This window comes from Anabaena catenula FACHB-362 (genome assembly GCF_014698735.1).
Classification (GTDB): Bacteria; Cyanobacteriota; Cyanobacteriia; order Cyanobacteriales; family Nostocaceae; genus Anabaena; species Anabaena variabilis_A.
Genome location: NZ_JACJTQ010000079.1, coordinates 1 through 11,236, shown reverse-complemented (window position 1 = coordinate 11,236; position 11,236 = coordinate 1). Strand labels below are relative to the sequence as shown.

The 11,236-nt window shown below is 39.0% G+C and carries 5 protein-coding genes and 1 pseudogene; 1 reads left to right on the top strand and 5 read right to left on the bottom strand.

Going from position 1 to position 11,236, the window contains the following annotated elements:
- The first annotated feature begins 139 nt into the window (after positions 1–139).
- Positions 140–274 carry a hypothetical protein gene (locus tag H6G68_RS27745; protein WP_277925562.1) on the top strand — a complete coding sequence of 45 codons (135 nt, stop codon included), beginning with the start codon at positions 140–142 and terminating at the stop codon, positions 272–274.
- A 13-nt stretch (positions 275–287) separates the two neighbouring features.
- On the opposite strand, the pseudogene H6G68_RS27465 reads toward H6G68_RS27745, so the two are convergent.
- From H6G68_RS27465 to H6G68_RS25875, 5 genes and pseudogenes are all read right to left on the bottom strand, one after another.
- Positions 288–515, bottom strand: a pseudogene (locus tag H6G68_RS27465) (IS630 transposase-related protein); the annotation flags it as partial.
- 88 nt (positions 516–603) lie between these two features.
- Positions 604–2,037 carry an MFS transporter gene (locus H6G68_RS25890; RefSeq protein WP_190909212.1) on the bottom strand — a complete coding sequence of 478 codons (1,434 nt, stop codon included), beginning with the start codon at positions 2,035–2,037 and terminating at the stop codon, positions 604–606.
- Positions 2,038–2,156: 119 nt separating this feature from the next.
- Positions 2,157–8,549, bottom strand: a complete 6,393-nt coding sequence (locus H6G68_RS25885; RefSeq protein WP_190909211.1) for a non-ribosomal peptide synthetase — start codon at positions 8,547–8,549, stop codon at positions 2,157–2,159.
- A 104-nt stretch (positions 8,550–8,653) separates the two neighbouring features.
- Positions 8,654–9,184 (bottom strand): hypothetical protein, encoded by a 531-nt coding sequence (locus H6G68_RS25880; protein ID WP_190909210.1) that lies wholly within the window; start codon positions 9,182–9,184, stop codon positions 8,654–8,656.
- A 96-nt stretch (positions 9,185–9,280) separates the two neighbouring features.
- A complete protein-coding gene (locus tag H6G68_RS25875) occupies positions 9,281–10,216 on the bottom strand; it encodes a sterol desaturase family protein (RefSeq protein WP_242045396.1) in 936 nt (311 codons plus the stop codon).
- Positions 10,217–11,236 lie beyond the last annotated feature (1,020 nt).

Sequence of the window (11,236 nt, the reverse complement as noted above, 5' to 3'; positions counted from 1 at the left end):
ATTACTGTGGGTTTGATTGTGATAGAGATGTAAATGCTGCTCGTAACTTGAGTCAAGAAGCGGTCAGGTTGACCGTATTAGCCTGTGGACTAGATCGTGCCGACACGAATAGGATGAAGCAGGAAGAAAAAGCTGGCTCTTGTTAGCATTAGTTAGCTTTTTTGTATCGGCACGTACCCATGAATCACTCAACCAGGCAATGGCTGAAGCTGTAAATTTCATTACTGAAGATGATGCCTTCGGTTGGTTCAACCACTGTGGTCTATTTACCTGAAAATTGCTGTAACCTCGACAAAGTTCTCAAATTTCTCCCAGTCAGTAATTTTATGACCATTTCTGGGTGGTTGATTTGGTAATGCTTGATAATCTCCCGTACTGGCTTTCCGTTGAAACCAAAGATTTATTGTATTTCGACTGATTTAAAAAACTTGCGCCGCTTCACTCTTCTTCATTCCGTCTAATTCAATTGCCTGAATTACCTTCTGACGTAAGTTGTAACTGTAGGTTTTTGGCATGATCTGTTCTTGTGCTGAAAGCTTTAGCTGTATCCACTTTTACTTTCTTCGTATATTGTACTGTTTGTCCTAACCACCTTGGCACTTGCTATATATCTTGTGAAAAGTCAAGTTGATCCGAGAAAGGAGTTGTATCCGGTAACTCATCTTCCAGCAGACGTAGACGGGGATACAAGTAGGCAATGAAGGTGAAAACGATGCTAAATAGGCCCATGATGATAAGCATCAAACCAATACCGCGACCAGGCCCAACACCAATAATTTGTCCAATACTGGCTGCTCCCAACCCATCAGCCGCCATCAACGGTTCAAAAACTTGGTCAGCTAGTGGCCCTGCAATCAGATAAGAAAGCGGCAGAAAACCCTGAGTAACCGCAGTGCGGAATGCAAAGACCTTTCCTTGTACTTCTGGAGGAACTTTCTTTTGGTAAATTACTTGGATTGCACCATTAACGATTGGGATTATAAAAAATATAAAGAACTCAGAGATAGTAAACAGAATTGGCTCAGGGCGCAAGCCCGCTAACACATATAATAAACCCAAAAAAAACATCGAGATAAATATGGTATTGATTAGGCGCTCTATTCCCCCCCAAATGCTCATAATGAAACTGCCGACTAACATTCCAGAACTAGCAATAGAAGAGATTGTCCCCAAAGATTCTATTGAGGTGAAGGAAAGTACCATAGGTGTGGTTAGAGCTTCATCACTACCAATGAGAAAGTTGCTGATAGCAATAAAAACTACTAAGCCAATAAGTCCAGGGCGCTCGATCAAATAATTCCATCCAAAGGTCAGTTCTTGCCAGAATGAAGAGAACAACCCAACCTCCTCTCGATTAGCTTCTGTGGTCTGAACTTCAGGGAATTTAACCACCAGCAAACACACCAGAGCAAAGCACAAAGTTATCAAATCAATGACCACAACTCCAGGAATTTGGATAGTTACCAGCAGCGCAGCTGCCAGCGCAGGTGAGAGGATTTCCGCAATAGACAACCTAATCTGCGTCATCGAACTAGCACGACCCAGTTGTTCTTTAGGTACAAGTAATGTAGTCGCTGAAGAATAGGCAAGCCCTTGAAAAGCACTGAAACCAGAACTAATAGCACTAATTAGGCACAGATTCCAGACTTCTAAATTACCACTAACAAATAACCAGGCAATAGCTAGGGTACACAGACCAGCGCAGAAGTCACTAATAATCATAATCCAGCGACGACTCCAGCGATCGACAAACACTCCAGCAATGGGAGAGATCAGAATCGCTGGTAAGGTCGTTGATAGAATCAGAAGAGTGAATTGGGTTGCGGAATTACTATGCTGATAAACCCAAATACTGAGAGCAAAAGTGGTTGTGCGCGAGCCAACTAAAGATAACACTTGACCAAACCAGATCAAGATAAAAGTACTCATGCTTGGAGTTATCTCTCCTTCCTGACTGGAGAAATACTCAGTCCACTTAAATAAAGATGCTCCAAATCTGGGCTGTTGTTTCAACTCTGGTGGGCCGTTTTCTAACATAGCAATAGTGATTATTGGTTAATTTGTGGCCAAGCCTCATGCTTTAATGTAGCATTTATTTCAGATTTTCCTCCTACACGGCAGTAAGTATGGCAGTTACCAGGGTAATTAGGACAACCTTAAAGACTTAGATCCTTTGCAAATTCAGAAACCTGGCTGGTTGGATGTTGGACGAGCTTCTGGAGAATTTCCTGGTAATAACTAAACAGAAACTCGATGGTTTTATTTGTAAATAACTCTGTGCTGTACAAGACTTTAATTTCCATAGTTGGCTTATTTACAGAAGGTGAAGAAACATAAATTTCTAAAGGAATTTCTCCATCCCACAAGCTGTAATCGCGCTTAATTGATACAAAGTCTACATCTAACATCCAGTCATGGAAATTTTGTGGAGGTAGCATAGTCAGGGATGCGGAGATGCTAAGTGGTTGTTTGCTGGTGATAGCATCAATGACTGTTTGAATAGCAATCTCTTTATTGTTGATTGCTTCTGTGAGGGTTTCTTTGATCTCTTCTAAAAGAGTAAGTCCTGTTTGCTCAGATGAGAGATGCGATGGCTTCGCCCGCCGCAGGCATCGCAAAATTACGTCGTTGATGAAGCAACCGAGCATTTTTTCAGTTTCGACTGCACTCCGATTACCAACTGTTGTAATTACTAAAATTTCTTTTTTCCCACTGTACGTAAATAAAAGTATCTTCAGAGCAGTCAGAATGATGACAAAGATAGTGACTCTTTGAGTACGGCTGAGGACTTCGATTGATGCCACAAGACTAGCTGGCAGAACTACAGAATAAACAGATGCGCTGGCGCTATTACTCACTTGTGGCTGAGTGCTAGACTCTAAATCAGAGACTTGTGAAGTATTAGTTAATTTTTCCAACCAGTAAGCAAGTTGCTTTTCTATGACCTTTTCATTAAAGTATTGACGTTGCCAGAGGGTAAAATCTGCATACTGAATAGGTAATTCGGGTAGGGGTGAAGGTAAACCATTGGCAAAAGCTGCATAGAGTATTCGTAACTCCTCCAACAACAGGCTAAAAGACCACCCATCCGTAATAAGATGGTGCATATTTATTATCAACCAATGCGCCTGTTGAGCTAATCGCAGCAAGATTGTCCTCATCAGAGGGCCTGAAGCTAGATCAAAATGGTGCTGATATTCCAGAGCAGCAAGTCTTTCTGCTTCAGATATTCGCTCTGTCTGAGGTAGGTTTTGTAAGTCTATGATCTCCAACGGTATGGTCAGGGATGGGGTAATGATTTGTACGGGTTGACCTTCTACTACAGTAAAGGTAGTACGTAATATTTCATGACGGCGAATAATCTCATTGAAGCTGGACTCCAACACACTTACAGAAAGAGCGCCAGAGAAACGTAAAATAACAAAGCTATTGTAGGCGGAACTTTCAGGAGTTAATTGCTGTAAACACCAGATAGACTCTTGTGCAAAAGACAGTGGAACATAAGTGTCTCGTACTTGAGGGACAAGAGGTGGTAAGGTGTCAAATGTCATACCACTTGCGCCCTGTTTCTCCATCTCCATCAGAAGAGCAGTTATTACTTGACTAAGTTCAGCTATAGTAGGTGCTGCAAATAGAGAACTCAGAGGAATTGCTATGGACAAAGTTTGTTGAATGCGAGATATTACAGATGTTAGCAGGAGAGAGTGTCCCCCCAATTCAAAGAAGTTATCGTAGATGCCTACTTTCTCCCGACATAACACTGTACACCAAATTTCGGCTAATCTTTCTTCTAGCCAAGTACGGGGTGCAACAAAAGCAGCTTCTAGTTCTGAATTTGTTGTCTCTGGCTTTGGCAAAACCCGACGATCCACTTTACCATTAGGAGTTAGAGGTAAGGTTTTGAGCGTCACAAAAGCCGCTGGTATCATATATTCAGGCAAGTGTTCTTTCAGAAACTGACGCAATTTACTACTGGTCAATGTTTCTGTTTCGCTCACAATATAAGCTGTTAAATATTTATTTCCTGGGTTGTCTTCTCGAACAATCACCACCGCTTGTTGAACTTGGGGATGTTGGCTCAATAGCGTTTCAATTTCGCCTAGTTCAATGCGAAAACCGCGAATTTTAACTTGGTGATCAATACGTCCCAGAAATTCAATATTTCCATCTGGTAAAAAGCGTGCTAAATCTCCAGTTTTATAAAGTCGCTCATCTTCCACAAAAGGATTATTAATAAATCGCTCAGATGTTATGTCTGGACGATTCAAATACCCCCTAGCTAAACCTGCACCACCAAGGTAAAGTTCTCCAGATACACCAATAGGTACAGGTTGAAGATAAGAATCTAGAATATAGGTTTGGGTGTTGGCAATGGGACGACCAATAGGCGGAAATTTACTTGCTAATTTTCCAGGCAAAATTTGCCCAGAAGTTGTAACTACAGTATTTTCTGTTGGCCCGTAGTTATTAAAAAGTTTAAATGGTAATGTATCTGATGGATAATGATTAAGTCTATCTCCACCAGTTAAGATAGTTCGCAAAGCTGTATTGTCTGACCATGCTAAAAGACATAATTTTTCTGCTAAGGGTGTAGGAATAAAACTAATAGTAATACCTTGTGAGATCAACTGCTCTTGGAGGGTTTTTGGTGAAAGCAGAAACTCTGATTTAATTAAATATATACTTGCTCCGACTCCTAAATAAGGCCATAATTCCCAGACAGCAGCATCAAACGCTGTTCCTGCTAACTGTGTTGCTCGATCTGATGATTTAACTTCAAACGTGTTTAAGTGCCAAAACACTAAATTTAACAGTGCTGAATGTTGAATCAGCACAGCTTTTGGTTGCCCTGTAGAACCAGAAGTATAGATTACATAAGCTAAATTTCCAGGTTGTACATTATTAATAGGATCATCCAAACTCTGACTCGCAATAATTTCTAAATCTTTATCCCAACAAATGATTTTAGTTTGTGCTTGCTCTAGCGTTGATGATAAATGTGGCAGTAATGAAGAATGAGTCAAGATAACCGACATTTGTGAATCTGCCACCATATAATTGAGGCGTTCTGGGGGATAGTTAGGATCGAGTGGTACATAAGCACCACCAGCTTTTAAAATGCCCAAAAATCCTACTATCATTTCAAAAGAACGTTCCAAATAAACACCCACTAAGGTTTCTTTTTCTACACCCAGAGACTGCAAATAATGGGCTATTTGGTTAGCTTGTAGATTTAATTGTCGGTAGGTTAATTGCTGATGTTCAAACACTAATGCTACTGCATCAGGTGTTTTTTCTGCTTGTTCTGTTACTAATTCATGAACACATTTATTTTGTGGGTAATTAGTTTGTGTATTATTCCATTCCACAAGTAACTGATGTTGTTCTACTGCTGTTAAGAGTGGTAATTGTCCGACTCGCTCATCTGGATTAGTAACAATAGCCTCTAGCAAAGTTTGAAAATTCTCTACCATCCTGGCAATAGTTTCAGCATCAAATAAGTTAGCATTATATTCAAATGATCCCCTGAGTTCTGAATCTATTTCTTGCATGGACAGAGTTAAATCAAAAGTTGCTCCTGCTGTCGGTCTATCTAATTCGATCTGCGTTACATTCAAACCTGGTAATTCCAGTTTTTCCACTGGGGAATTTTGCAATACAAACATCACCTGGAATAGCGGACTATGGCTGAGATGACGTTGTGGTTGGAGAACTTCAACTAATTGATCAAAAGGTACATCTTGGTGAGCGTAAGCATCAAGAGCAACTTGTCGTACCTGCGCTAGAAGTTCTCTAAATGTGGGGTTGTTATTTAAGCGGGTGCGTAAAACCAGAGTGTTGACAAAAAAACCAATTAATGACTCAAGGGCTGGACGGTTGCGGTTAGTAATGGGAGAGCCGATGACAATATCTTCCTGACCAGTGTAGCGATAAAGCAGCATCGCAAAAGCCGCTTGGAGAGTCATAAATAGGGAAGTACCTGACTTCTGACTGAGGGTTTTCAGTTTGTTAGTCAGGTCATCACCCAAATTAAACCTCTGGATACTACCCCGAAATGTCTGCATAGCAGAACGCGGTCGGTCGGTTGGTAATTCGATTACAGGTGGAGCATCTGCTAACTGTTGTTTCCAGTAGTTTAGCTGGGTGGTGATAATATCATTTTGCTGCCATTGACGTTGCCAGTAAGCGTAATCTGCATACTGAATGTGCAAATCTGGTAAGGGAGAAGCGGCATAGAAACTAGACAATTCTTTGAGAAAAATTCCCACTGACCAAGCATCAGAGATAATATGGTGCATTGTCACCAGCAACACATGGGATTCTGAGTCTAGGCGAATGAGTTTGACTCTTAATAAAGGTGCTGTGCTTAAATCAAAAGGTTGTGTATATTCTGCGGTAATTAATCTTTGTAATTCAGTCAGTCGCTCAACTTCTGGTAATTCTTTTAAGTCCACTAATGGTAAAGTAAATGGTACAGTTGCAGCAATAAATTGCACTGGTTTTTCATCTACCATACCAAAGGAAGTACGCAGGGTTTCATGGCGTTTAATAATTGACTCTATAGCTTGTTGGAGTGCTGTTAAATTCAGCCGACCAACTAAACGCAACGCTCTGGCAATATTGTAGGCAGCATTTGCTCCTTCCATTTGGTCGAGAAACCAAAATCGCTGCTGAATCAAAGATAAGGGTAATTCAACAGAACGGTCAATTGACTCTAATATTGGTAAGGTTTGATTTTGCTGATTTTGATGCTGGAAAGTTGCAATCTTTTCGCTTAAACTGGCTACAGTGAGCGATTCAAAGAAAACGCTGACCGATAATTCCACAGATAAGGCTTCGCGCAATCTAGATATAACTAAACTGGCAAGCAGCGAATGCCCTCCCAATTCTAAAAAGTTGTCATAAATGCCTACTTTTTCTAATCCTAAAACTTCCGCCCAAATGTTAGCTATAACTTGTTCTTTTTGGGTACGGGGTGCAATAAAGTTACGAATATCAGCAGATATATTTGGTGCAGGTAAACTGTTGCGGTCTAATTTTCCATTGGGTAATACTGGCAGTTTCTCCATCAGCACAAAGGCATTAGGAACCATATAATCTGGTAGTTTCTGCTCTAGAAAGCTGCGGATTTCTCCCCAATTAAAGGCTTGATTGTTATCTACAATATAGGCTACTAGGCGCTGGTCTCCTGGGATATCTTCTCTAAGGGTGACGACACCTTCCCGGACATGGGGATGAAGTTTCAATACAGATTCGATTTCTTCCAGTTCAACTCGCATCCCTCGGATATTTACCTGAAAGTCGATCCGACCAAGAATTTCTAAAGTACCGTTGCTGGAGTAGCGAGCTACATCGCCAGTTTTGAAAAGTTGTTTTTGTGGCTCAAAAGGATTATCAATAAATTTTTCAGCATTCGCTTGAGTCCGGTTTAGATAGCCGCGAGCTAAAGTAGAACCTGCAATATGTAGTTCACCAGACTCACCGATTTTTACTGGCTCAAGTTGGGAATTGAGTACATAAACCTGCTGAATCTTGTCCAGAGGATTACCAACTGGTACATATCCCTCTTCAAGGTTGCAGTCATCTGGAATGGGATAAAAACCATTTCCAATACTTTCTGTTTGACCTAAGATATTAAAAAACTGGGGTGGTGTTTGAAACAGGTTGCGTAACTTTTTAATTAGTTGATAGGGTAGTAATTCGCCACCAAATACTATTAATCTTAATTTTGATTCACTCAGTGCTTTTGTATATTTTACATCTAAGCTTTCTAAAGCCATGAGTCCATAACGCCACACGGAAGGTACACCATCAGAGATAGTGACCCCCTGTGTTTGGATTAATTCAAATAGACTGAGGGGAGTTCTAGTTTGTTCGCGGGTGGCAATGATACTTGTAGCACCTTGGGATAAAGGCAAGAATAATTGTCTGACTGAGGCGGTAAATGAGAAAGATGCTGTGTGAAGATAAATATCGTTGCTATTGACTGGGATTATTTTAGCGATCGCCTTAATATAACTACAAACACTAGCATGAGGCATTTGTACTCCTTTTGGCTTGCCAGTAGAGCCAGAAGTATATATTAAGTAAGCCAGGTTTTCTGGTGTCGCATCACACACTGGATTCTGTTGGCTTTGTTGCTCAATTTTCTGCCAGTCTGCATCAATAAGAATCACAGAAGCGGTAGTAACAGGTAGTATCCCTATCCACTCTGTTTTAGTTAAAAGCACTTTTAAGTTAGTATCCTCTAACATAAATGCCAGACGTTCTTGGGGATAAGCAGGGTCTAAGGGAACATACGCTCCACCCGCTTTGAGGATACCAAGAATTCCTATAATTACTTCAATAGAACGCTCTACGCATAGACCAACTAATACTTCTGAACCTACCCCCATCCCTTGCAAGTAATGTGCCAGTTGATTAGCTTTTGCATTCAATTCTCTGTAGGTCAATTGCTGATTTTCAAATACAACTGCTACTGCATCAGGTGTTTTTTCTACCTGCTCTGCAAACACCTGATGAATACACTTATTTTGAGAATATTTCATTTCTGTTGCTACATCTGAATTTTATAGCTGAATTGTTTTAACCGGATTTTGCACTATTTTTTGCTGACAAAATACCACTAATGGGTGGCTGATGGGGCGTGCCTTCATCTTTGAATGTATTCAATATTTTCTAAAGACCATCTTTCATAATAAGCAGTAGATTTCAAAATATCTGCATATAAATTCACTTTTTCTATCTCTTGGAGTGTAAAATTTATAAATGGATCTCGTCTTGTGTAAACACCATCTATATTAAAATTATCAAGCGGATGACCACTGAAAGCAATTAATCCCAGAGGAGCTATAAAATCATTTAAATCTTGAGTGAAATCTTTCATTGCATCTAATGATAAAGCCAGTTTATTTGGATGGATAACCATCATTACCTCGTAACAATTATCTTTTTTAAATTCAGTGATTAAATCCAAAACTTTTGAATCTAAACTAAATTCTTTAGTATAATGAAAGGTCTCAACTTTAAACAAAATTTTACCTTCACGACGAAATTTGTTTACAAAGGGACAGATAGGCATATTACCAAAAACAGAATTTGGCTGTTCTATAAATTGTTGAATATGCTCTATCATTGTTAAAACAACTTCATTTTTATAATTATTGGGCTGATGTTCACTCATAAATTGTAAAATTTTTCAGAGAATGTTTTCAAAGTTGACTAAACTACTTATTATCAGAGACGTTATCTTTTATAAAATCTGGCAATTCCAGATAATTCATGATAAGTCTCTTTCTAGTTTTACTGAGTTTTTGCTAATTTTATGTCTAATTGCTCTCAAAGGCTGTAAAAATATATTAGTGACACTGTTAAACAAATTTGATTCTCCATCTGATAAACCAAAGCTCAGTTTTTCATAGTTGCTTGGCACGTATAAACAGCCAAACATCCAGTCCCAAAATGCGAAAATATAACCAAAGTTTTTATCATAATGTTTGGGGTCTACACTATGATGAATTTGGTGTTGTGCTGGACTGATGAAAATATGGCTGATCCACTGAGGATAAGCTAACCAGATATGAGAATGACGCAAGTTATATCCTGCTAAATAAAAGATAAAAACCTCAAAGCTGACTCCATAAATTAATAGCTCTTTCATCCCATTTCCAAACAAGTAAATCCAAATACCTGCTCCGAAATTAGTGATTGTAACAATCGTTATTGTGCCTAAAAACATCTCAAATGGATGAATGCGATATACCGTCAATGGTGTGATGACTTCGGCTGAATGATGTACTTTATGAAATTCCCACAAAAGAGGAATTTTATGAGCCAGATAATGGTAGAAAAAATTAGCAAAGTCACCTAATAATGCTACAAAAATGCTGAATACGATCTGCTGCCATAATTGGGGAACCGTGACGGCAAAAGGTGTGGTAATGCCTGTAATTTGTATCAAACTTTGGCAAGTTATATCGGCAACTTTCGCTAAAGGTAGTGTTGTTGGCACTACTAAAAATATCTCGAACAAGGAAATTAAAAAGAAATATTTGTATAGAGCAATAGATGAAGGATGTAAATAAACTTCTTTAGGTAAAAGGTATTCTAGAAAACTTTTCTCTTTGCCCCGATTGGCTAGACCAACTATATATAGTATTGTCGCCAGTAAAATAGTTGAAAGCAGATATAACCAATAAATTTGAGATGATGCCAAAAATGGTATTTTAAATGGATACAAAATACTGTTGACTATTTCCATCATTATTTGATTAATTACAAAAATTTTGCTTAGAGACAACTTAGGAATTTAACTTATGATTATTGAATTTTTACCAGAAATATACAATGCTGATACAAAATTTTACATAACCTATAGTTACATTAACTCTAAAAGGTATTGAGCCGAGATGCTTGTAAGTGCGATTCGTTCTGGAGAAACCTAGTTTTTTGGGGGGATTCCAGGCTTTAGTAGAGTAACTCCACCCCTGGTTGAGTCCGCACTTTAATCTGAGGAGTGGATGGGATTAAATCACTATTCCCAGCAGCACGCTTTGACTTGGTAAAAGGTCTATTCATTAACGGTAAATCCAAACCTACAGGTAGGATATATAGCAAGTGCCAAGGTGGTTAGGACAAACAGTACAATATACGAAGAAAGTAAAAACGGCTCGTTCGCCATCTACGGCTCTGGCGAACAAACGAGACATTGATAAATTTATTCCCGCTTCATCGACAAATACTAAATTTCTGACATCAATTGATCTAACCAACTTTTAAGCCATAACCTAGTTGATTCAATCGTTGTCGAATTACCTCATCTGTTAGCATTTCTTGATCTTGATACCCTTTGATTTCTTTCAACTAATGACGGACTTGCGCTGCTGACAGCCTGATATATCACCTTGTACTCTTAAAACTTGGGTCTGTTTGGCTTTGTGGCTTTACAATTGAGCCTTGTTTTGGATCATTTTTTCCTTGGATTACTCTTATAGTATCTTTACTTCGCCAATCCTTTGGACTCTAATTTTTAAGCCAACTTGTGTGGTGTAGGCATCCTGCTCGCAAAAATCATTCTGTAAATCTCAATACATTAGCAAAACATATAACTGATATAACCAATACTAATGTTAATTATCTTTACAAAACTCAACTTAGGCTTTAATGTTGAATACAGATAGGCAAAACAACCTATCAACATCATACGAAAATAAAGCACTCATAAAATGACCACAAC